Origin of the sequence: Hymenobacter busanensis (assembly GCF_008727865.1) — a bacterium.
Classification (GTDB): Bacteria; Bacteroidota; Bacteroidia; order Cytophagales; family Hymenobacteraceae; genus Solirubrum; species Solirubrum busanense.
This window is the reverse complement of the sequence record NZ_VTWU01000005.1, coordinates 248,401-271,088: the sequence shown is the minus strand read 5'-3', so window position 1 is coordinate 271,088 and position 22,688 is coordinate 248,401. Positions and strand designations below refer to the sequence as shown.

Genomic DNA, 22,688 nt, shown 5'->3' with positions numbered 1-22,688 from the left:
CGGGCCTTTCTGCAAATGGATGCGAACTACTACTTACCGGCAGCCAAGGCTTCGGCACCACCCACGATTTCGAGAATCTCGGTGGTAATGGCCGCCTGACGCGTGCGGTTGTAAGTCAGCTTGAGCGACTTGAGCAGCTCACCGGCGTTGTCGGTGGCTTTGTCCATGGCCGTCATGCGGGCGCCGTGCTCCGAGGCGTTGCTTTCCAGTACGGCTTTGTAGAGCTGCACTTTCAGCGAGGTCGGAATCAGGCTCTGCACAATTTCCTCTTTCGAGGGCTCGAAGATGTAGTCTACGTTCGAGGTGGTGGCGTTGGCCGGTGCCTCGGCGGGCAGAATGGGCAGCAACTGCTCGGCGCGGATGATCTGGGTAGCAACGTTCTTGAACTCGTTGTACACAATCACTACTTGGTCGTACTCGCCGTTGCGGAAGCCCTCCATGGCCTGCTCGGCGGCCACGCGCACCGTGTCGAAGGAGAGCTGGCTGAACACCTGCGTGTAGTTGCCCACCAGCGCGCCGCGGCGGCCGTAGTAGTCGTGCGCCTTGCGGCCGATGGCCATAAAGCTCACGTTGCCGGCGGCGGCCTGCGCCTGGTAGCGCTCCTGAATCAGCTGGTTGACGCCCTTGAACACGTTGCTGTTGAAAGCACCGGCCAAGCCGCGGTCCGAAGTAATGGCAATGATGAGCACGCGGCGCACTTCGCGCTGCACGCCGTAGTCGCCGGTTACTTCAGCGCCGGCGCCCTGCGAGAGGTTAGCCAGAATGCTGTTGAGCCGCTGGGCGTAGGGGCGCATCCGCAGAATGTTGTCCTGGGCCCGGCGCAGCTTGGCCGCCGCCACCATTTTCATGGCTTTGGTGATTTGCTGCGTCGAGGTGACCGACACGATGCGGTTGCGGACTTCTTTTAAGCTAGCCATAAGTTGAATGGTTGAATTGTTAAATGGCTAAATGGTTGATTGTTCTCGCGTTGCCAGAACGACCAACCATTTAGCCATTCAACCATTTAACAATCTATTTCGAAGCGTACGAGGCCGACAGGTCTTGCGTCACCTGGCGGATGGTGCCCGTGATGGTGTCGTCGAGCTTACCGGCTTTCAGGCCAGCCAGCACGTCGGCATGACGGGTGTTCATCACCTGGGTGAATTCCCGCTCGAATTCGCGCACGCGGTTTACCGGAACACGGTCGAGCAGACCGTTGGTGGCCGCGTAGATGATAGCAACCTGGTCTTCTACCTTCTGGGGCGAGAACTGCGGCTGCTTCAGTATTTCGAGGTTGCGACGGCCCCGCTCGATGGTGAGCTTGGTCGAGGCATCGAGGTCCGAGCCGAATTTGGCGAAGGCCTCCAGTTCGCGGAACTGCGCCTGGTCCAGCTTCAGCGTACCGGCCACTTTCTTCATCGACTTGATCTGGGCGTTACCGCCTACGCGGCTTACCGAGATACCCACGTTGATGGCGGGACGGATACCCGAGTTGAACAGGTTCGTCTCGAGGAAGATCTGGCCGTCGGTAATCGAAATTACGTTGGTCGGGATGTACGCCGAAACGTCACCGGCCTGGGTTTCGATCAAGGGCAGAGCCGTTAGCGAACCGCCGCCTTTCACCAAGTGCTTGATGCTCTCGGGCAGGTCGTTCATGTCGCGGGCAATCGTGTCGGAGGCGTTGATCTTGGCGGCACGCTCGAGCAAACGGCTGTGCAGGTAGAATACGTCGCCGGGGTACGCCTCGCGGCCCGGAGGACGACGCAGCAGCAGCGACACCTCGCGGTAGGCTACAGCCTGCTTCGACAAGTCATCGTACACCACCAGAGCCGGACGGCCCGTGTCGCGGAAGAACTCGCCGATAGCGGCACCCGTGAAGGGCGCGAAGAACTGCATCGGAGCCGGGTCGGAAGCCGAGGCGGCCACTACCACGGTGTAGTCCATGGCGCCACCCTTCTGCAGGGAGTTTACCACTTGGGCCACGGTCGAGGCTTTCTGACCCACGGCTACGTAGATGCAGAATACCGGCTCGCCGCGCTCGAAGAACTCGCGCTGGTTCAGGATGGTATCGATGGCAACGGTCGATTTGCCGGTCTGACGGTCACCGATGATCAGCTCACGCTGACCACGACCGATCGGAATCATGGCGTCGATGGCCTTGATGCCGGTTTGCAGGGGCTCATTTACCGGCTGACGGTAAATTACACCGGGGGCTTTCCGCTCCAGGGGCATCTCGTACAGCTCGCCGGCAATGGGGCCGCGGCCGTCGATGGGCTGGCCCAGCGTGTTGACCACGCGGCCTACGATGCCTTCGCCAACCTGAATCGAGGCAATCTTGTTGGTGCGGCGCACGGTAGCACCTTCCCGGATTTCGGAGTAGTCGCCGAGCATTACGGCACCTACGTTATCTTCTTCCAGGTTGAGCACCAGGGCGCGCAAGCCGTTTTCAAACTCGAGCAGTTCGCCCGATTGGGCCTTCGAGAGGCCGTAAATGCGGGCTACCCCGTCGCCAACCTGCAGCACCGTACCGACTTCTTCGAGTTCGGCTTCGGTCTTGAAATTGGACAACTGCTCCCGCAGAATGGCGGATACTTCATCCGGACGTACTTCTGCCATGACGCTGACTTATAGTTGGGCTTGGTAGGGGTTCTGTTTGAAGGTGGTGCGCAGGCGGTTGAGGCGCGTGCGTACCGAGTCATCGATCTGCCGGTCACCCAAACGCAGGACGATGCCACCGATGAGGCTGGCGTCGACGTGCTCACGCAGTTCGACGGTACCACCTCCGGTTTGTTCTTGTACCAGACGCTGAACCTGCTCGCGCAGTTCCGGCGTGAGCGGCGTGGCCGTGGTCACGTCGGCGGTCTGGATGTTGCGCAGCACGTTGAACTGCGTCTGAAACTCACTAGCAATGAATTCCAGCGCCGTTTCGCGGTTTTTCTGCGTGATGATGGTGAAGAACTTCATGGTGAGGTCCGACACCTTGCCTTCGAACAGCCGCCGCAGGATGTTCAGCTTTTTGTCGTGCTGCACAATGGGGTTGCGCAGGGCCAGGCGCAGGTCGCGGCTGCCTTCCAGCGTTTTGCCGAAAAGCTCCATGTCCTGCTGCACCGTGTCCAGCGTACCCTGCTCCTGGGCCAGATCCAGCAAGGACTTGGCGTAGCGGGCGGCGACTCTTTGTTCAGACATTGGTTTTAATCTTTTAGCTGCTGGCTTTTAGCTGTTGGCTGTCAGCCCGGAGAGGCTAACAGCCAACAGCTAAAAGCGAACGGCTTAGTTGAGTTTTACCTCTTGCAGGTAGTCGGTCACGAGCTGCTTTTGGGCACCCGAGTCCGACAGTTCGCGGCGCAGGATGCGCTCGGCAATGTCAATCGAGAGTTGGGCAGCCGTGTTTTTCACTTCGGCCAGCGCCGCCATCTTTTCGTTCTGGATGGCTTCGCGGGCTTGCATGATCATGCGGGCGCCTTCGTCGGTGGCTTTCTGCTTGGCCGTTTCGATGAGCTGGTTGCTCATTTCGCTGGCTTCTTTCAGCATCCGGTCGCGCTCCTGGCGGGCTTCGGCGATAAGCTTTTCGTTGCCGGCCTTCAAGGCCTGCATTTCGAGCTTCGCTTGGTCGGCTTGGCGCAGCGCCCCTTCGATGCTTTCCTCACGCTCGCGCAGGGAGGCCAGAATCGGTTTCCACGCGAAAGCGCGGAGGATGATGAGCAGAATTACAAAGATGGTGAGCTGCCAAAACAGCAAACCGAAACTAGGGTTGGTAAGCATGGGCGCTTAGCAAAGGCTAGATGAGAAATAGGCTCCGCACCGAAACCGCGTTCAGCGAGGCAAGCCGTTACAACCCGGTAACACTAGTAGGAAGCACGAACCCAAGGCGCCCGCCTTCCGAGGGGAAAACGGGCGCCGGGCTATGCGCACTACTACTGCAGTTTCAGGGCAATCAGCAGGCAGACTACGACTGCGAACAGAGCAGCACCTTCAACAAGGGCCGCTACAATCAGCATAGCCGTCTGGATTTTGCCCGAAGCTTCGGGCTGGCGGCCAATAGCCTCCATGGCGCTGCCGCCAATGCGACCGATACCAAGACCGGCACCTACGATGGCCAGGCCAGCACCGATACCAGCGCCCATTACGGCCAGACCAACAGCATTAACGACCTGCAGCAACAGAGTGAGAAGCATAAAACAGAAGTTTGGGGAGTGAAAGGAAAAAAGTCAGAAGAAAAAGAAAAGCGAGGGGGAGCGGCTTAGTGCGCGTGCACGTGGGCCGGGGCGTCGGCGTCGTCGCCGCCAATGCCGTAGTCGTGGTCGTCGTGCTCTTCCACGGCGCCGCCGATGTACATGGCGGTGAGCAGCGTGAAGATGTAGGCCTGCAGCGCGGCTACCAGCAGCTCAAGGCAGCTGATGAACAGACCGAAGGCCAACGACAGCGGCGAAATGGCCACGGTGTTGAAGATGAAGATGAGCGAGATGAAGCTCAGGATGATGATGTGACCGGCCGTGATGTTGGCAAAAAGTCGAACCATCAAGGAGAAAGGCTTCGAAATCACGCCGATCAACTCCACCGGAATCATGATCGGGCGCAGCCACAGCGGCACACCGGGCGTCCAGAAAATGTGCGACCAGTAGTATTTGTTGGAGCTGAACGTGGTGATGAGCAGCGTGATGAAGGCAAAGAGGAACGTGACGGCAATGTTACCGGTCAGGTTAGCCGCGCCCGGCAGCAGACCCAGCAGGTTGTTGAACCAGATGAAGAAGAAGATGGTCAGCAGGTAGGGCAGGTACTTGGCGTACTTGGGCCCGATGGCCTTCTTGGCTACTTCATCGCGAACGAAGATGATGATGGGCTCGAAGAACGACTGGATGCCGCGGGGCGCCCGGCCGTGGTTTTTCTTGTAACCGCTTGCTACCGACGTGAATACCAGAATCATGAGCGCCACGCTGATGAGCATCGAGGCGACGTTCTTGGTAATGGAGAAGTCGTATACGGTCGAGCCGTCTTCGGCTACCAGGTGCTCGTGCTCCAGCTTCAGGCCGTTGTAGCTGTCCTTAAACTCGTGACCGAAGCGGCTCGACGAGAATACCGACAGGCCCTTGCCAGGTTGGTAGGCTATAATGGGGAGCGGCAGGGTGATGTGCGATTCGCCGATAGAGGCAAAATGCCATTCGTGGGAGTCGCCCACGTGGTGCAGAATCATCTCACCGGCGTTGAACTTGCCCTCTTCGGTGGCTTCTACTTGCGTGTCGGCGGTGGTCGAAACCTCGGTTGGATGCTCTTGAGCAAAAACCGGCAACGTCAGAATGCAGAAGAAAAAGAGCAGTAACCGCTTCATTCAGATTGATTTAAGGCGAAACCTTGTCGAGCTTAGGAGGGCTCGGAGGCCGGTTTTGAAAACGGGCGCAAGTTAGTCACGACATTCCAGACTTCAAACCCGGTGTAGAGGAAATACAGCAGGAAGAACAGGCCCAAAAATGTCCAAGTGCTATGCCCGGCGTGGGCTCCGCCCCGAACCAAATAGGTTACAATCACGACTAAGGCCAGTACAAGCCGCAGGGCGGTAGTGCCGAACCAAGCTGTGAGCAGCGAATCGGGGTTGCGCTGAAACGCCCGCCACGTGAGCCAGAAGGTGATGACCGTCAGCCCCACGAAAAACAGCAACAGCCAGTCGGCCCAGGGGTGCACCACTACTTCGCCGAACTGCGCCCGGAGCAGGTACAGCAGCGCGCCGAGGGGCACGGAGAACAGCAGCAGGTTGCGGAAGAAACGGTTCAAGGGCGAAATGAAAACAGGCTGGCCGGGCGGGTCAGTTACGGGAGGCGGAAGAGCGTATTATTTGTCGCGGGAAGCGGCACGGATGATCTGGTACATGGCAGCAAACACGCCGAGCAGCGCCAGCACCACCGTGGCCCAGGGGCTCCAGCCCATGCGCTTGTCGAGCTCGATGCCGAGCCAAGTGCTGAGGCCAATGGTGGCCAGCATTTGCATGCCCACGCCGGAGTAGCGGGCCAGCTGGCTGGACTGCTTCTGGTCGGAGTTGGGCGGTTGCGGCTTCGTCGGCTCGGGCATGAAGGACAAATGAAGGGCGACAAAGGTACGGCACGGCGCCCGGACTTCGGCCCGGAAAACGCACATAATGAGGTCGGTTCTGTGTGGCCCGGGCGCAGCCGGGCAAAATTCACGTACTTTAAGCTGATTTGCGGCGTTGTACTTGGTCATCGACCTATCGAACGAAAGGGCTGCCTCGCAGCGTTTTCCAAGCCCAACACCCTTCCACCCCACCCGCTTGCTGCCCGTGGCGAATCCCTCGCGTATTGTTTTGTTACCGATTGGCGGCCTGCTTGTGGCTGCGGCGGCTTGGTTGAGCAGTTGCTCGGCCGAGCGGCACAATTTCGTAGCCCGTTCCTACCAGAACCTCGTCGCCCGCGACAACGGCTATTTCCTGGCCCGCGAGAAAATGCGCGAGGTAGAAGCTGCCTTATATAAGGAGCGTCCTGCCGACTACAACCGCACGCTGCCGCTCTTGCCGGTGGTCGACTCGGTGAAAGCCGTGCAGCTGGCCGCCGACCTCGACGACGTGGTGAAGAAGGCCTCACTGCCCATTCAGCGGCGCCCCGGCAGCGACTTCACCGACGACTCCTATATTCTGGTGGGCAAGACGCGCTTCTACCGCCGCGAATTTGAGGACGCTACCAAGACCTTTAAGTACGTCAACACCACCAGCAACGACCCCAACGCCAAGCACGAGGCGCTGATCTGGCTGATGCGCACGTACATGGCCACCCAGGAATGGGACAACGCCGCCTACGTATCGAGCCTGCTCGACAAAGAGAAAGGCACCGAGCGCAACGCCCGGGAGCTGTTTCTGACGCGTGCTCAGTACTATATCTGGCAGGGCGACGAAAAGCAGGCCATTGAGAACCTGAATAAGGCCATTCCTTACATTCCGCAGAAGGATGAACGCTCCCGCACGCGCTACGTGCTGGCCCAGCTCTACCAGAACCAGGGACAGGACAAGGAAGCCTACGCGCAGCTCAACCAAATTCTGAAGCGCAACCCGCCCTACGAGCTGGACTTCTTCTCGAAGCTGATGCTGGGGCAGGTGTCGGACCTGAGCCAGACCGACCGCGCGCGCCTCGACAAGTACTTCGCCAAGCTGCTGAAGGACCCGAAGAACAAGGAGTACCGCGACAAGATTTACTACGAAATGGCCCGGCTGGAATACCGCCAGCAGCACTACGACAAGGCGCTGGGGCTGCTGAACCAGTCGGTGCGGAACAATACCCAGAACCGGGCGCAGAAGGCCTACGCTTACTTGCTCTCGGGCCGCATCTATTACGAGAACCTGCAGAAGTATAGGCTGGCCGCGGCTTATTACGACAGCACCACGCAAAGCCTGCCGCGCGAGGCGCCGGAATACGCCGCCACAGCTGAGCGCCGCGACATTCTGCGCGACTTTGCCCAGCAGCTGACCACTATCGAAACCCAGGACAGCTTGCTGACGCTGGCGAAGCTGGACACGGCCACGCTGCGCACCCGCCTGCTGGCCTACGCTGACGCCGCGCTAAAAGCGCAGGAGAAGGAAGCCGAACGCCAAGCTTTGCTGGCCGCCCGCAGCGCCAATCAGACTGCCACCGGCCAAGACCCCAGTCGCACCGGCGACCCCAACATCGATCCGCTGGCTTTTGCCAACGCGTCGACCGGCAAGCAGTGGTACTTCGACAACCCGACGTCATTGGGTACGGCCCGCGCCGATTTCCAGCGGCAGTGGGGCGACCGGCCCTTGACCGATAACTGGCGTTTGAGCAGCCTGGCTACACAGGCCCCGGTAGCTAATGGCGGCGCGCCCGTGTCGGTGGGCGGCAGCGCCGATAGCAACGTAAACCCGCCGGCCCAGGCTTCCGCCGATCCGGCCAAGCTGCGGGCCGATTTGGTGGCGCAGTACCGCCAGCAGATTCCATTCGGTACCGAAGCGCAGCAGCAGGCCGAAGCCAAAATAGAAGACGCCACCTATGCCCTGGCGGCTATATACAGCCAGCAACTCAAGGAGCTGCCGAAGTCGGCAGAGACGTACGAGCAGTTTGTAACGCGCTTTCCGCGCAGCAAGCGGCTCCCGGAAGTGTACTACAGCGCCTACCTCGTCAACAAGGAAGTGCCGGACGCGCCCAAGGCTGAGCGGTACGCCCAGCAGCTGCGCGAACAGTTTCCGAACTCTTCATACGCCCGCTTGGTAGCCGACCCCGAGTACCTGCGCCGTACTTCGGTAGCCAATCAGCAGATGTCGGCGGTGCTCGACTCGGCGTTTGCGCTCTACAAGAAGCAGGAATTCAAAAAAGCCACGGCCGCCGTGGCGCGGGCGCGCAAGCAGTACCCGCAAACCGACCTGAACGACCGCGCCGATTATCTGCAACTGCTGCTGACGCTGCGCACCCAGCCACCCGCCACACACAAGGCCGCGGTGGAGGCGTTTGCCAAGAAATATCCCGAAAGTCCGCTAGTGGCCAAAGCCCAGGACTACTTGGCCTCGTACTCGAAGTATGAAGCCGGGCAGTTGGCAGGCGCGTTGGCGTCGACCGAGAAGCCGCGGGTGTCGTTTTTCCGCCCCGGCGAGGTAGATACCCGCATGCGCATTTCGACGGAAGAATACGAAACGCCAACGCCGGCACCGGCTGCTGGCACGCCGAATAAGCCGGCTGACAAGGCTCCGGTAACCAAAGAGGCGCCCAAGACAAAAACACCTGGCAAAACTTCAACCCCAGCAACTTCAGCGAAAACGCCGGCCAAAGACGCTCCCGCTGCCACGCCCACCCCAGCGGAAACCGGCAAACCCATGACACCGGAACAGCCAGCGGCGGCTCCCGCGGTGGTGCCGCCCGCTGGCTCGGCAGGGCCCGCGCCGGCGCCGGTTTCGCCGTACAAAGCCGACCTCAATGCTGCCCAGGCCGTTGTCATATCCTTCCCAACCAACAATGCTGCGTTCAAAGACCTGCAAACCCAGGTAGCTGCCTACAACAACCGCTTCTACAAAGCCAGCAACCTGCAGATTCAGCCCCAGACCGTGGGCGAAAACACCTTGCTGGTGGTGCAGCCGCTGGCCGGTAGCAAAGTGGCTCAGAACTACGCCCTCAAGCTGCGCGGTCCGCAAGGGCCGTTGATGAAGCTGCGCAACGCGGGTTACCAATCCTTCCTGATTGGTATTGATAACCTGCCGGTGCTGCTGCAGCGCGGCAATCTGGAAGAGTACCTGCAGTTCTTCCAGCAAACTTACCGTCCCTAATTTCCCGCATGTCCCCTACCGTTTCGCGGTCCAAGCCGGCTTTTCGCTCCAAACCCAACCGGCCCGAACGCTTTGCCGCCGTCACACGCACGTTGTGGGTGCTCTTTGGCGCGGCGGTGCTGGGCGCCATCCTGTTTGTGCTGGCCGTCAGCATCAACTTCCTGAACCTGTTTGGGCGCATGCCCAACCTGCGTACCCTCGAAAACCCTAAGAGCGAGCTGGCCTCGGAAATCTATTCGGCCGACGGCGTGCTAATGGGTAAGTATTTCCGCGAAAACCGCACGCCCGTGGAATACCAGGACCTGCCCCAGCACCTAATTGACGGGCTGCTGGCAACCGAAGACGTGCGCTTTGCCGACCACTCGGGCATTGACCCTAAGGGCATGGCGGCCATCCCGTACTACATGGTTTCGGGCCGCGTACGGCGCGGCTCCAGCACGCTCACCCAGCAGGTAGCAAAGTTGCTTTTCCGCACCCGCGAAGACCTTAATGATGGGCTCCTTAACGACGTGCGCGGGTTGCGGATGCTCATCACCAAAACCAAGGAGTGGATTCTGGCCGTGCGGCTGGAGCGGAACTATACCAAGCGCGAAATCCTGCGCATGTACCTGAACACGGCCGAATTCGGCTCCAACGCGTTCGGTATTCACACAGCGGCCAAAACGTTCTTCAACAAAAAGCCCCAGCAGTTGACCCTGGAAGAATCGGCTCTGATGGTAGGCGTCGTGAATGGACCGTCGTGGTTCAACCCGGTGCGCAACCCCGAGCGCAGCAAGCGCCGCCGCGACTGGGTGCTGAGCCAGATGCGCAAGTACGGCTACATCGACGAGCCGGCCTATGCCGCCGCCGTGGCCAAGCCCATCAAGCTTGATTACAAAGTCGAGAACCAGAACGAAGGCATTGCGCCTTACTTCCGCACCGAGGTGAGCAAGATGCTGCGCGAGTGGGCCAAGGAAACCGAGCGCGACCTGTACGCCGACGGCCTGAAGATTTACACCACTATCGACTCGCGCCTGCAGAAGTACGCCGAAACCGCCGTGGCCGACCACATGAAGCTGCAGCAGCGCTGGTTCGATGCGCACTGGAAAGGCCAGCAGCCGTGGCGTGACGAAAACGGCAAGCTCATTCCCAACTTCCTGAGCACGTCCATCAAGCGCACCGAGCGGTACCGCAGCCTCCAGGCCCGTTACCCCGACCACCCCGACTCCGTCAAGTACTACCTGAACAAGAAGTACCGGATGAAGGTGTTTACCTGGCAAGGCGGCGAGAAAGAGGTCTTGATGTCGCCGATGGACTCCCTCGCCTACTACAAACGCCTGCTGCACGCCGGCTTTATGGCCATGAACCCGCTCAACGGGCAAGTGCGGGCCTGGGTGGGCGGCATCAACTACAAGTACATCAAATACGACCACGTGAAGCAGGGCAAACGCCAGCCGGGCTCCACGTTCAAGCCGTTCGTGTACGTAGCGGCCATCGACCGGGGCTACTCGCCCTGCTACCAGCGTCCTGATATTGCCACTACCTTTCCGGCCGTGGCCGGCCGGCCGGCCTATACCCCCAAGAACTTCGAAGGCAGCTTCTCGGGCCGCACGTTCACGCTGCGGCAGGCGCTGGCCCGCTCTATGAACTCTATCACCGCGTGGCTGGTCAAGGAAATTGGGCCCGAAACGATAGTGAAGTATGCCCAGCGGCTCGGCATCACGTCGCCCATTGAGGCCGTGCCCGCCGTGGGCTTCGGCTCTTCCGACGTGAGCATTTACGAACTGGCCGGCGCCTACAGCACTTTCGTGAACAAAGGCGTGTGGACCGCCCCCATGATGGTGACGCGCATTGAAGACAAAAACGGCAACGTGCTGCGCGAGTTCGTGCCCCAGACCAAGGAGGCCCTCAACGAAGAAACGGCGTATCTGATGACCTACATGATGCGTGGCGCAGTGGAGGAGAAAGGCGGCACCAGCATCATTCTGCGCGGCGGCTTCGGCTTCCAGAACCAGATTGCGGCCAAAACCGGCACCACTTCCAACTACTCCGATGCATGGTTTATGGGCATGACCCCCGACCTAGTGTGCGGCATGTGGGTGGGCGGCGAAGACCGGTCGATTCACTTCCGCACCGGTGCCTATGGGCAAGGTTCGCGCCTGGCGCTACCCATCTATGGCGTATTCATGAAGCAAGTGTACAAGCACAACAAGGAAATTGGCATCAGCACCGCCGACTTCCCCATGCCCTCAAAACCGCTCGACATCGAAATCGACTGCTCGCGCTACTACGGTGGCACCCGCGACACCATTCCCTACGAGCAAAAGCTCAACCAAGTGGACATGCAGGACATCGACGACGAGGACATTTAATTTCTCGCCGTTTGCCCTCATTACCGGCCCTGCCTGCTCCCCGCACGCAGGGCCGCGTTGTTTACCCACGGCAGCCCCTTTGCGGCCGCTAGCGTGAATTCTGCCAACCCCGCCGTTGTTTTGGTAGTTTAACTCCCTGCTGACTTTCCGATTCTGCCCCGTATGGCCGCTCAAGAATACCTGCAAGACCAAATCCGCCAGCTGCCTCACCGGCCGGGCATCTACAAGTACTTCGACGACGAAGGCCGCATCATCTACGTGGGCAAGGCCATCGACTTGCGCAAGCGCGTGAGCAGCTACTTCACCAAGCAGGACCACAACCGCAAAACCCAGCAACTTGTCAAGAACATCCGCCGCATCGAGTTTACCATCGTCGACTCGGAGTCGGATGCTTTTCTGCTCGAAAACAACCTCATCAAGCAGCACCAGCCCAAGTACAACATCCTGCTGAAGGACGGCAAAACCTACCCCTACATCTGCATCACCAACGAACGGTTTCCGCGCGTACTGCCCACCCGCAACAAAATCAACGACGGCTCCCGCTACTACGGCCCCTACGCCACCGGCACCGGCCTGAACGTAATTCTGGAGCTCATCCGGGCACTGTACCCGTTGCGCACCTGCACGTACAACCTGAGCCCCGAAAACGTGGCGGCCGGCAAATACAAGGTGTGCCTGGAATACCACATCGGCAACTGCAAAGGCCCTTGCCAGGATCTTGTAGACGAAGAAACCTACAACGCCTCAATTCAGCAGATCCGCAACATCCTGTCCGGTAACCTCACCGTGGCCAAGGGCTACTTCAAGGAGCGTATGATGCAGGCTGCCCAGGACCAGCAATACGAGCTGGCGCACCAGTTCAAGGTAAAGCTCGACAAGCTCGACGACTTCCAGGCCAAGTCCACCATCGTCAACCCGCAGCTCTCGGATATCGATGTGTTCAGCATCGCATCCAACGAAAAATCAGCTTTCATCAACTACCTGAAGGTGATGAACGGCTCCATCATCCAGACCCAAAGCCTGGAGGTGCAGAAGAAACTCGACGAAACCGACGCCGACATCCTGTCCGTACTTGTGATGCAGTTGCGGCAGGAGTTCGAAAGCGAATCCAAGGAAATTCTGGTGAACGTGGAGCTGCCGCCCCTGCCCCTGCCGGGCGTGAAAGTGGCCGTACCTGAAATCGGCGACAAGCGCAAGCTGCTCAACCTCTCCATCAAAAACGTGCTCTACCTGCGCAAGGAGAAAGAGTCGATGAATGAGAAGTCGAAAGATGTGAACGAGGTGCGCATCATGGAGACGATGAAGAAAGATCTGCACCTGAAAGACCTGCCGCGCCACATCGAGTGCTTCGACAACTCCAACTTCCAAGGTGACAATCCAGTGGCGGCTATGGTGTGTTTCCGCAATGCCAAAGCCAGCAAAAAGGACTATCGTCACTTCCACATCAAAACCGTCGTCGGCCCCAACGACTTCGATTCGATGTACGAAATCGTGACCCGCCGCTACCGCCGCCTGCTCGACGAAGGTGCTAGTCTGCCCCAACTCATCATTGTCGATGGTGGTAAAGGGCAGTTGGGTATGGGGGTGAAAGCCTTAAAAGACCTTGGCCTGTGGGGCCAGATTCCCATCATTGGCATTGCCAAGCGCTTGGAGGAAATCTACGTCCCCAACGACCCATTGCCCCTCTACATCGACAAAAAGAGTGAAACCTTGCGTCTTATTCAGCGCATGCGCGACGAGGCCCACCGCTTCGGTATCACCTTCCACCGCTCCCGCCGCGACGCGGCTACCCTCAAAACCGAGCTAACCGACGTGAAAGGCCTTGGTCCCGTTACCGCCGACAAACTGCTCAACAAGTTCAAGTCGGTCAAAAAAATCAAGGAACTGAGTGAGTCGGAGCTAATAGCCGAAGTTGGTAAAGCCAAGGCCCGCGTCCTTATCAACTACTTCGCCGAGCAAGATCAACCAGATAAAGCAGCAGCTTCTGCTTCGTAAAGCTTCTTGATTGAATCCAGGTATAAACCAAAAGCCCCCGCCAATGCTGGCGGGGGCTTTTGGTTAAGGGAAGCCGGTAGAGCTTAGAAGCTCCAGAGGCTGTATTCGTACTCGATCAGGTCGGCAGCAGCCTGCGAAGCAGCCAGCACACCTTGCTGTTGGCCACCGTAGATATCGTCGAGACGCGAGTCGCTCGGGTTCGACACTTTCACGATGTAGGAGTTGAACAGCCACAGTTCAAATGCGTCAGCCAAGTTCTTGTGCTGGGCATCATTCTGCGGGTTAAACCAGATGGCTTTGTCAGGGTTGGCACGGAAAACCTTTACCAAATCCGAGTACTTGAACGTACCAATCGGCTTTTCAATGCCCGAGACGTTGGAGCTAAGCGTGGAGGGCACCAACAACGTCACCGTTTTGATGTCGTGGTACATTCTCGACCGTTTCTTGTCGAAAATCATATCCTCCTTCAGTTCCATCTGGTAGATGTCCTTGTAGCGGTATTCGTAGGAAGCGGGCGGCGGCGGGGTCTTCTTCACCGGGGCAGCCTTCTTGCCTTTGGCACCTTTCTTCGGCGCGGGCGTACCCCAACCGTCGTCGGTGCTGGTGTCTTCCTGCGTGAAACCGGCTGCCTTTTCTTCGTCGCTCAAGCCAGCAGAGGCCTCAGCGTACGACATGTTAGCAGAGACTTCCTGCGGGTTGTAAGTCGACGTAAGCGAGTCGTTTTTGTATGCCTGCAATTCGCCCCGCTTCACGGCTTCCATGATAACGCGGCTGATTTCCTTGCCTTCCGAGAACATGGGCTTGTTCTGCTTCTCCCGCAGGTCGATGGCACGCCATACGGTCTTGCGGAACATGATATCGGAATTGGGAATGGGGCGGTACGAACCGTTGCTGCTGGCCGTGGTAGCCTGCTCCTGCGCCGTAGCCGAAACCGACAGCGTCAGGCCGGCAGCCAGCGCGGCGAAGGAAAAGAACTTATTCATGTGAGGTAAAGCGAAAAGAGCGGGCAGTTAGTTCAGTTGCAAAGGCTTAGATCAGCGGCACGTTGAACACTTTCGACATGCGCACTTCTTCTTGCTCGCCGCGGAAATTGAGTCGGCGAACCTCCTTCACTTCGATGTAGAGACGGTCACCTTCGCGGGCGGTATTCACCACGTCGCTCAGGTTAGCATCCGGACCATCGATGGTGCGGGGGAAGCCAGACACCGGACGTTTGCCACGCACGAGGGTTACTTCGTAGCGGGTTACGCGGTAGCGGGCATCATCGGGCAGGAAGGTGGCGAAACCTTGGTCGGCTACAGCCTTCAGGCTCAAGTTACGCACAGCCGTAATCGGGGTACCCTGCTTTTCGTTAGCCTCGCGGCCGCCTACTACGCATTTGATATCCGGCTTCGGAATCGGGCGAACCTGGAAGGTTTGCGAACCAATGGCGTTGCCGCCGCTGCTTACGTTCAGGGTTACTTCGCGGGAATTCGGCACTAGCGTTACTTCGCCAACCGAGCTGCCCTGAATAACCTGGGCACCCGAGGCCGAGAAGCCAGGCTTGTACTGCGCACCCAAGGCCGGAACCTGTACGTTCAGCTTGTTGCCGCACTTGAAGTACAGCGCCTGAACCGAGGCCGACTGGATTTGCATAACGGGTTTCGAAACAACGTAGGGTACGGTTACCTTAAACGTCGTATCGCGACCGTTATTGCGGATGCGAACCGTACCGGTCCACGTTTTCTTGGCGTTGCCAGCGGCATCAAACGAACCCGGCGTAGCCGTAAATTCAATCTTGCCACGCCCGTCAGCATCCACTTGCAGGGGGCTGCCGTTCAAAGTCATCGTCGGGCGCAGGCCCGAAGCCGAAGCCGTGAGGAACAGTTGGGCTTTGTACTTGGTACCAGCAGCTACCGTGTTCGACTCAGCACTGGCAAAAGCACCAATTTTGTCGAATACGATGGTTTCGGCGCCTACTTTCTTCGACAGTTCGCTCAGAGCATCCGCTTCGTACTTCAATACCTCGGTTTCTTTCTGCGACAGAACAGCCAGAGCCGCTACCAGCGGGGTATTCTCAAAGTTCAGTTCAGCGAAATTCTTGTTCTTCTGCTCTTTGTCGAGGCTAGCTGTAGGATCATCCTTGGCATCGAGTGCCAACGGAGCTACACCGGGAGCAAATTGCTTGATGTAGTCGGAGTAGCCGTTCAGCTTGTCCTTCATCGGGTAAGCCAAGCCGTTGCGCTTGCCACCGAGCATGGTCTCTGCCACCTTATCTTCGGCGCTCATGTTCTTGTACTCGCTGCCTTTCACGTTCTCCGTGTTCTTCAGCAACTTGTCACGAACGTCCTGCAGATAGGCGACCATTTCTTTGGTCTTTTCGCGAATCTCCTGGCTCTGTTTCAGCACCACCAAGTCTTTGGCTTGGTTGCGGTTTTTCTCTACTTGAGCCTGGATGCCCTTCACAGCACCTTCGTTCGCCTTGGCAACTTTGCCGTTAACGTTGGTCAGGCTGTCGTCGAGAAACTTGAATTTGAGCAGAATCGCGGAGTTTACTTGCAGCGCGAGAAGGGCAGTCAGTACCAAGTACATCATGCCGATCATCTTTTGCCGCGGTGTTTCTTTGCCTCCCGCCATTGTTGTGTTTTCCTATAAAGCGTGTGGGTGGATTAAGGACTGATGCGCGTCGTGAACCAACAATTAGTTGGTCGCACGCATGGCGTTCAGCATGTTGCCGTACACGCGGTTCAGCGAGTTCAGGTTCACCGTCAGCTTGGCTACTTCGTCTTTGAACTGCTCGGTGTCTTTGCCGGCGCTTACCAGGTTTTCCATGGCTTGGCTCAGCGTGCCGTAGAACTTGTTCATGGACTTCAGGTGCGTGTTGGCATCCTGCAGCTCCATTTCGTACACTGCATTCAGCGCGCCCAGGTTCTTGGTCACGTTCTGCACCTGCAGGTGGTATTCTTTAGCATCCGACGTAGCATTCGACATAGCCGAAATAGCTTCTACCGTGTTGGAGTACGCATCGTTAATACGCTCCAGCGAGTTGGCAGCCGAACGTACTTTCTGGGTGTATTCGTCGGTAGCGTTGGTAGCATCGCCCAGCGTAGTCAGCTGCGCCGTGGTCGAGCTCAAGCGGTTCAGGCCTTCGCCCAGCGACTTGATAGCGTCAGGCGTAACGTTGGCATCCTTCAGCATATCGTCCAGCTTGCGGGTCAGGCCTTTGCCCGAGTTGTCCGCTTGCAGCGAGTTGTCACCCGTCGAAGGATCGTATCCTTCCGACAGTTGCGGGTATACCAACGACCAATCCGGGTCTTTAGCGGTAGGCTGGAAGGCGCTCAGGAAGAAGATCAAAGCCTCGGTGCCGAGACCAACGATCAGCATTTGGCTGGCACCTTCCCAGTGTTGGATTTTAAACAAAGCGCCGACGATTACGACTGCGGCGCCGATGCCGTAGACTTTCGGCATCAACACATCATACAGGAAGCTCCCTTTTTGTGCCATTGTTAGTTCAGTAGTGAAAGAGGTGGGTGTCTTGAAAGCAAATGGGTGGTTACAGAGCGTTGTTCGTGCCCATGCCAATCTGGATCATGGTGCAACGGAAGCCGATGTAGGAACGCGCCGAATCTTGGTATTCGAAGTTGCGGGTGCCGGTTTCGAGGAAGTATGCAATGTCTTTCCACGAGCCGCCACGCACTACTTTGCGGGGTTCGTTGTCATCGGGGTTGGTGGGGTTCATGTCCCACACAACCGGCATGGTCGACTCCATGTAAGCATCGTCGCACCATTCGGCTACGTTGCCCGACATATCGTACAAACCAAAGTCATTGGGGAAGTAGGCACCTACCGGTGAGGTGTAAGCGTAGCCGTCGGACGCATAATCGCCGCGGCCAGGCTTGAAGTTCGCCAGCATGCAGCCTTTCGAGTTGCGCAAGTAAGGACCACCCCAGGGGAACGTAGCCAGTTCACGGCCACCACGAGCGGCGTATTCCCATTCAGCCTCCGAGGGCAAACGGAAACCAGGAACACCAGCTACACCAGCTTCGGCAGCAGCAGCATTCTTGTTTTTGGTGCGCCAGTTGCAAAAATACTTAGCCGCAAACCAGTCAACGCCGACTACAGGGTAGTCGTCAAACGCGGGGTGCGAGTAGTAGTATTCCATCAACGGGTCACCCATGTGGTAGGTGAAGTCACGTACCCACACCGAGGTATCGGGGTACAGTTCCGTCATGATGTATTCCTGGCCCAGCACATCGACCGAGTCTTGCAGAATAGCATTCATGAACTGACGGTACTCGTTGTTGGTGATTTCCGTCTCGTCCATGTAGAAGCCGGCGATGGTCACCTGCTTGTTCATGTTCACCATTGAGGCGGCAATGTCCTCGTCGGTTTGGCCCATGTGGAACGTGCCACCGGGGCAGGGAACCATGCCAAACGGCACCTCCTGCGGGTTAAACTCGGGCCGATCTTCAGCGCCCACCAAGTCGCCTTGGGGACCTTTGCCGAAGCTGCAGCCGCCCAACATTAACGCCACACAGGCAATGATGGGCAAAGCGAAAAACTTGTTCATGTGAGGGTGATAGTGACTGTACAGGAGGCGGTACCCAAAGATTCCAATTTTTGCGGCTGGCAAATTTAGCGACAAAGGCTTTCATACGCAAGCCTTTCGCCCAACCCCATCGGTTTGTCTACGAAGCGGTTAGACCGCCGGATAAACGACCGAGGGGGTTAGGTTATTTTACAAGGCCAAAAAAGGCAGCCACCCGCGAATTGGGCATTAATAAATACAGTCGCTGTGGGCGTTAGAAACTGTAGCGCGGCGTGCGAATTGCAGGACGTACAGCCAACCCAGGCTTGGGCAAACGGTACGACAGCATAATCTCGTGCGAGCTTAATGCACGGGCATCTTGGTTGAATGCAATAAAGTCGAATGCATAGCCGAGGCGGAGTGCATTATCCTTAGCAAAGGCGACACCGGCCATACCGGTGAAGGACTCTTGGTAGCGGTAACCGAGGCCACCCCAGAATTTGTCGTTGACGGTAGCGCGGGCACCAACTTCAAACGAGTTGTTATCGATGGCAAAACCCGATTTGCCGGGAATAACAATTTTGGCAATGGCTGTCGGGGTCAGAACAACGGCATCGGCGAGGTCAAAATTGTAGCCGACGGTGAGGTAGCCGTGGTTAGCGGCCGTCATTTGAGCTGTTTTGCCGCCGCCTTCGCTTTGGAATTTAAATTTCGAACGAAGCAGGTTGTTGACGCTCAAGCCAGCGTACCACGTTGGCGACTCGTACCACACGCCCACGCCAGCATCGAATTTACGGTCGGAGCTGTTCAGCGGAACGTTGGGGTCGTTCGGATCGACGGCACGGTAGTCGCCGTGGTTGATGTTGTGGAAAATACCCTGCACGCCCAATCCCAAACGGCCTTCGTCGCCTACTTTGAGGTGCTTGGAGTAGGAAAGAGCTCCGCTGGTAATGCCTTGCTCGGCAATAACATCGTGGTAAATGGTGAGGCCTACGCCGCCACCAATTGCAGCAATGGGCAAGTTGGCGGTCAGTACGCCTACTTTTTCATCACCACCGGAATCAACCGACCCCTTGTAGTTGAAGTACTGGTTGCGCACAATGGCGGTGATGTCGCCTTGGCCTTTGATGCCGGCATATGCCGGGTTCAGGTACATGCCATTAAATCCGTAATGGCTGAACTGGGGTTGTTGCTGAGCCAAAGCGGTAGAAGCCGCGGCCGTTAGCAACAGGGTGGCAAGTAGAGTTCCCTTCATATGAAAGCGGGTGGTTTGGAACGTTACGATGGGGTGGTCAGCGTAAGTGTTTTCAAATGTAGAGATTTTTACTCCTGCAACAAACCGGTCCTAAAAACAAAAGGAGAAGCAAAATTATTTGCTTCTCCTTTTCAATCAACCAGTTAAGGCGCATTTACGCTTTTTGCTTGTTATTTCGGGCCTGTTCTTTGGCTATTTCCGCGCCGTGATGATAGCGAATGTAGGCTTCAATGGCGCCCGTCATGGAAGGGGCGTTTGGCTGAGGTGCTTCGATATCCAGTTCTAGTCCAGCGTCGCGAACGGCCTTAGCAGTGGTAGGGCCAAAGGCGGCGATGCGCGTTCCATCCTGCACGAAGTCGGGGAAGTTGATGAACAGCGAGCTGATACCGGACGGGCTGAAAAAGGCGAGGCAGTCGTACTTCACGTCCGACAGATCGGACAGGTCGCTGGCAACGGTTCGGTAGATAACCGCCTCGGAGAACTTGAAGCCGTTGGCCCGCATGAACTCCGGAATGTCATCCTTACGGATATCGGAGCAGGGGTAAAGAAACTTCTCGCTCTTGTGCTTTTTGATGACATCGAACAAATCGGCCGCGGTGCGCTGGCCGATGAACAACTTGCGCTTGCGCAGCACGATGTACTTCTGCAGGTAATTGGCGGTTTGCTCGGAAATGCAGAAATACTTCATCTCGGCGGGCATTTCCAGCTTCGCCTCCTGACAAATGCGGAAGAAATGGTCAACAGCATTACGGCTGGTAAAGATGACAGCCGTGTGCTCTTGAATATTGACTTTCTCTTTGCGAAAATCCTTGTAGGAAACCGGATCTACTTGAATGAACTCCCGGAAATCAACCTTGATGCCGTATTTCTCAGCAATGGTAAAGTAGGGAGATACATCATTGGCCGGTTTCGGTTGGGTAACCAGAATGCTGCGAATTCGCTGGGCATGCCGTCCCGTTCCCGGCTTATCTGTGCTCTCGGCCATAAGAAAGGAAGAAAGTAAATTTGGGGCTATACGGAGAAGGTTGGTGCGGTTTGAGCCGCGGGAAATCAATAGGTAAACACCAAGACCTTGAGCAAAATGGTCAAGGGTATGATTTCAGTGGCGCAAAAGTACGAAAACAAATGCAGATTTAGGAGGGACGCCCGACGGTGGATGGTATAGGCCACGCGCACGACGGTTGCCAACAACATGATGGTTACCACTCCGTTGGAAACCCAGAGTACTCCTTCGGGCCACGACTGATTCAGGACCAGATAGAGGAGCATTACGGCGGGCAGAAACAGGCCCATGAAGAGCAGACTGCGAATAAACTCGCGGTATTGAGTTAAGACCAGTGGGGACAGATCGAAGATGTAACCCATCAACAGCAAGAATAGAAAGCGCACCAGTACGAAGCCCCCCACGAGCAGGGTGTAAACGAGCACCCGGATCAGTAAATCGGACTCGGGTACGACGAACAGGCGCCGCAAAATGATGACATTCTGCACATTGGTATGAATGGCGGCAAGCAGTAGCGCAAACGACAGCGAAAAAACCAGTACCAAGAGCAGGTTCAGCCACGTAATGGTGGGCCGCGTCAGAAAGTTTTGCTCGCCAGGGGCGCTACTCCACAGTTCGTATATGCGGGCAAAGCCGGGCTGATAGGCTGTGCGAATACCACCGTACATGAGCCCGACCAGTAATAGGAAACAGAGAAACACATTTTGGCCTTGCGTGGCCAATGACTTGGCCTGGGGCTGCCACACGGGGCTGCGCCCAACTTTGGGACCCGGAGCTTTGGCAACCGGCAGCCGCTCATTGGTGAATGAGGTGTAATTGGGCGAAACATCGGGATGCCACACACACAGCAAGTGCTGGCCGGCATTGGCCGTGCGTGGCAGGTACCGACTCAAGTCGATGGTATAGTTTCCTGAATGGGGTGCTGTAAAGATTAAGCTATTGTCGAGGAATAAGCTCAGGGTTTTCTGCGCGGCAAAAGAGACGCGCAGCGGTTGCGAGGGCGTAAGATTCACCCACTGATAATAGGCCTGCGCGGGGGCATGGTACCCGGGCAAGTAAAGAATTAAGGAGTTGCGGCTGGCGTCAAAAATCAGCCAATCGGCGGTGATGCCAACGGGAGCAACTACAGGTAGAGGGCGGTATTCGGCAGCACGCGATGGGGTAGCCCAGGTGACCAAGAGCCATAGCGCAGCCCATAGCCAACGTACCAATGTGCTACGAAGCCACTCGTTGCTCGGCGCTGCGGCTGCGGTAGGTACCGAGGAAGACACTTAGAGCAAGTGAGAAAGACAGCAATACAGCAATGAGTACGGTATTGCCGTGCGTGGCAAAATTGATAACGAACAGTATCACCACCAAGTTGAGCAGAACGAGCAACAGTACGGTGCTAATCTGCTGAAAGCCCATTGCCAGAATACGGTGGTGAATGTGATTTTTGTCGGGTGTAAAGGGCGAAGTGCCTTTCAGGACCCGTACCGTAAATACCCGCAGGGTATCAAACAGCGGCACGAACAGAATACCGGCGGCTACAGCTGGGTTGGCCGAGCCAAATGGCTGACCTGTGCGTAGTCCCATTTCGATGAACTGTACGGTGAGGACCGAAACAATGAAGCCACAAACCAAGGAGCCGGTGTCGCCCATGAAAATGGTGGCCTTATGAAAATTGTAGCGCAGGAATCCCAGAATACCTCCGATTACGCAAACGGCCACGAACACGTAGTTGCCAAAATCCTGACCACCATAGCGGTAGAAATAAAAGCCGAAGGTGCCAACGATGATGATGACGACTGAACCAGCCAATCCATCGAGACCGTCAATCAGGTTGACAGCATTGGTAATACCGGTGATGACGAGAAACGTGAAAGCGTAGCTAAAGCTGACAGGCAGTGCGTGGATGCCAAAAATGCCTTGGAAACTGGTTACCCGTACATCGGCCATGAACATGACGATGCCGGTAGCCAATAATTGCCCGACCAGTTTTTTGGAAGCCGAAATAGAAACCAAGTCGTCCTTCAGGCCCACGAAAAACAGCACGATACACCCCGCCAGCAGCGCTTGAACACCATTGCCGAGATTGGCAAAAATGGTGAGGGCCGACATGAAGCCGGCGAAAATAGCCACCCCACCCAAGCGCGGCGTCAACAATGCATGCACCGTCCGCTTGTTGGGCTGGTCGAGCATGTTTTTAAGGTGGGCGATGTATATAACGGAGGGCACCGCAAACAAGGCCACCAAAAATGACCAGAGAAATGCCAAGCCCAACGTCACTCCGTTTGCGTCCATAAGTCGGTGGTGAGGGGGTAAAGTTACGCAACAACGGCTGAAGCCGA

Annotated in this window: 19 protein-coding genes; 3 read left to right on the top strand and 16 right to left on the bottom strand. The window is 57.2% G+C overall.

What is annotated here, in order from left to right; translation table 11 throughout:
• Positions 1-29: 29 nt before the first annotated feature.
• The 8 genes from atpG to F0P96_RS21040 form a co-directional block, all read right to left on the bottom strand.
• Positions 30-917, bottom strand: coding sequence for an ATP synthase F1 subunit gamma (gene atpG / locus F0P96_RS14635; protein ID WP_151079655.1), 888 nt, complete (start codon positions 915-917; stop codon positions 30-32).
• Positions 918-1,011: 94 nt separating this feature from the next.
• Positions 1,012-2,595, bottom strand: a complete 1,584-nt coding sequence (atpA, locus tag F0P96_RS14630) for a F0F1 ATP synthase subunit alpha (RefSeq protein ID WP_151079654.1) — start codon at positions 2,593-2,595, stop codon at positions 1,012-1,014.
• A 9-nt stretch (positions 2,596-2,604) separates the two neighbouring features.
• A complete protein-coding gene (gene atpH / locus F0P96_RS14625; protein ID WP_151079653.1) occupies positions 2,605-3,165 on the bottom strand; it encodes an ATP synthase F1 subunit delta in 561 nt (186 codons plus the stop codon).
• A gap of 84 nt (positions 3,166-3,249) precedes the next feature.
• The gene (locus F0P96_RS14620; RefSeq protein ID WP_151079652.1) at positions 3,250-3,741 is read right to left on the bottom strand and encodes a F0F1 ATP synthase subunit B; all 492 of its coding nucleotides are present in this window, start codon (positions 3,739-3,741) and stop codon (positions 3,250-3,252) included.
• Positions 3,742-3,893: 152 nt separating this feature from the next.
• On the bottom strand, positions 3,894-4,154 hold the full coding sequence (gene atpE / locus F0P96_RS14615) for an ATP synthase F0 subunit C (RefSeq protein ID WP_151079651.1): 261 nt from the start codon (positions 4,152-4,154) through the stop codon (positions 3,894-3,896).
• Positions 4,155-4,219: 65 nt separating this feature from the next.
• Positions 4,220-5,305: a F0F1 ATP synthase subunit A gene (atpB, locus tag F0P96_RS14610; protein WP_151079650.1), complete on the bottom strand. Its 1,086-nt coding sequence runs from the start codon at positions 5,303-5,305 to the stop codon at positions 4,220-4,222.
• Positions 5,306-5,337: 32 nt separating this feature from the next.
• Positions 5,338-5,745 carry a hypothetical protein gene (locus F0P96_RS14605; RefSeq protein ID WP_151079649.1) on the bottom strand — a complete coding sequence of 136 codons (408 nt, stop codon included), beginning with the start codon at positions 5,743-5,745 and terminating at the stop codon, positions 5,338-5,340.
• A gap of 57 nt (positions 5,746-5,802) precedes the next feature.
• Positions 5,803-6,039, bottom strand: a complete 237-nt coding sequence (locus tag F0P96_RS21040) for an AtpZ/AtpI family protein (RefSeq protein ID WP_160620322.1) — start codon at positions 6,037-6,039, stop codon at positions 5,803-5,805.
• A 226-nt stretch (positions 6,040-6,265) separates the two neighbouring features.
• Between F0P96_RS21040 and porW the strand changes: the two genes are divergently transcribed.
• The 3 genes from porW (at position 6,266) to uvrC (ending at position 13,593) form a co-directional block, all read left to right on the top strand.
• Positions 6,266-9,247: a type IX secretion system periplasmic lipoprotein PorW/SprE gene (gene porW / locus F0P96_RS14595; protein ID WP_151079647.1), complete on the top strand. Its 2,982-nt coding sequence runs from the start codon at positions 6,266-6,268 to the stop codon at positions 9,245-9,247.
• An 8-nt stretch (positions 9,248-9,255) separates the two neighbouring features.
• Complete coding sequence (locus F0P96_RS14590; protein ID WP_151079646.1) at positions 9,256-11,598, top strand: penicillin-binding protein 1A; 2,343 nt, start codon at positions 9,256-9,258, stop codon at positions 11,596-11,598.
• Positions 11,599-11,760: 162 nt separating this feature from the next.
• A complete protein-coding gene (gene uvrC, locus F0P96_RS14585; RefSeq protein WP_151079645.1) occupies positions 11,761-13,593 on the top strand; it encodes an excinuclease ABC subunit UvrC in 1,833 nt (610 codons plus the stop codon).
• 83 nt (positions 13,594-13,676) lie between these two features.
• Here uvrC and porN read toward each other — a convergent pair whose 3' ends face one another.
• The 8 genes from porN to F0P96_RS14545 all read right to left on the bottom strand — a co-directional run bounded on the left by porN (position 13,677) and on the right by F0P96_RS14545 (position 22,641).
• Positions 13,677-14,576: a type IX secretion system ring subunit PorN/GldN gene (gene porN / locus F0P96_RS14580; protein WP_151079644.1), complete on the bottom strand. Its 900-nt coding sequence runs from the start codon at positions 14,574-14,576 to the stop codon at positions 13,677-13,679.
• A 46-nt stretch (positions 14,577-14,622) separates the two neighbouring features.
• Complete coding sequence (gene porM, locus F0P96_RS14575) at positions 14,623-16,209, bottom strand: type IX secretion system motor protein PorM/GldM (RefSeq protein ID WP_151079643.1); 1,587 nt, start codon at positions 16,207-16,209, stop codon at positions 14,623-14,625.
• Between the two features lie 63 nt (positions 16,210-16,272).
• The gene (gene porL / locus F0P96_RS14570; protein ID WP_151079642.1) at positions 16,273-17,076 is read right to left on the bottom strand and encodes a type IX secretion system motor protein PorL/GldL; all 804 of its coding nucleotides are present in this window, start codon (positions 17,074-17,076) and stop codon (positions 16,273-16,275) included.
• A gap of 49 nt (positions 17,077-17,125) precedes the next feature.
• On the bottom strand, positions 17,126-18,142 hold the full coding sequence (gene porK / locus F0P96_RS14565) for a T9SS ring complex lipoprotein PorK/GldK (RefSeq protein ID WP_151079641.1): 1,017 nt from the start codon (positions 18,140-18,142) through the stop codon (positions 17,126-17,128).
• A gap of 232 nt (positions 18,143-18,374) precedes the next feature.
• Positions 18,375-19,355 (bottom strand): PorP/SprF family type IX secretion system membrane protein, encoded by a 981-nt coding sequence (locus tag F0P96_RS14560; RefSeq protein WP_151079640.1) that lies wholly within the window; start codon positions 19,353-19,355, stop codon positions 18,375-18,377.
• Positions 19,356-19,509: 154 nt separating this feature from the next.
• Positions 19,510-20,340, bottom strand: a complete 831-nt coding sequence (locus F0P96_RS14555; RefSeq protein ID WP_151079639.1) for a uroporphyrinogen-III synthase — start codon at positions 20,338-20,340, stop codon at positions 19,510-19,512.
• 65 nt (positions 20,341-20,405) lie between these two features.
• The gene (locus F0P96_RS14550) at positions 20,406-21,536 is read right to left on the bottom strand and encodes a DUF4271 domain-containing protein (protein ID WP_151079638.1); all 1,131 of its coding nucleotides are present in this window, start codon (positions 21,534-21,536) and stop codon (positions 20,406-20,408) included.
• Between the two features lie 37 nt (positions 21,537-21,573).
• On the bottom strand, positions 21,574-22,641 hold the full coding sequence (locus F0P96_RS14545) for a glycosyltransferase family 4 protein (RefSeq protein ID WP_235917478.1): 1,068 nt from the start codon (positions 22,639-22,641) through the stop codon (positions 21,574-21,576).
• Positions 22,642-22,688: the final 47 nt, after the last annotated feature.